Origin of the sequence: Streptomyces sp. NRRL F-5755, assembly GCF_001279365.1 — a bacterium.
Lineage (GTDB): Bacteria > Actinomycetota > Actinomycetes > Streptomycetales > Streptomycetaceae > Streptomyces > Streptomyces rimosus.
Genome location: NZ_LGCW01000185.1, coordinates 1 through 470, shown reverse-complemented (window position 1 = coordinate 470; position 470 = coordinate 1). Strand labels below are relative to the sequence as shown.

The following is a 470-nucleotide window of genomic DNA, read 5'->3' as shown; positions in this document are numbered from 1 at the left end:
GGGGTGGCCGGCGAACTGTACGCGGCGGGCGCGGGCCTGGCCCGTGGCTACGCGAACCGCCCCGGACTGACGGCGGAGCGCTTCGTCGCCTCGCCGTTCGAGCCGGGCGTGCGGATGTACCGGACCGGTGATCTGGCGCGGTGGCGTGCCGACGGTCAGCTGGAGTACCTGGGCCGTGCCGACGAGCAGGTCAAGGTCCGCGGCTTCCGTATCGAGCCCGGCGAGATCGAGTCGCTGCTGACGGCCTCGGACGGCGTACGGCAGGCCGTGGTAGTGGCCCGCGAGGACGCCCCGGGCGACCAGCGCCTGGCCGCGTACGTCGTACCGGACCTCGACGCGGCGGCGCGGGCCGGCGCGGAGGCCGACGGGGACGCGCAGGTCGAGGAGTGGCGGGAGATCTACGACTCGGTGTACGCCGAGACGGGTACGAAGGGCATCGCCTTCGGCGAGGACTTCTCCGGCTGGGACAG

The 470-nt window shown here is 73.8% G+C and carries 1 protein-coding gene; it reads left to right on the top strand.

The genetic code is table 11. The annotated features are described in order from the left end of the window. Positions 1–470 (top strand): AMP-binding enzyme (locus ADK86_RS17120; protein ID WP_234345900.1); only part of this gene is annotated, 470 nt, incomplete at both ends.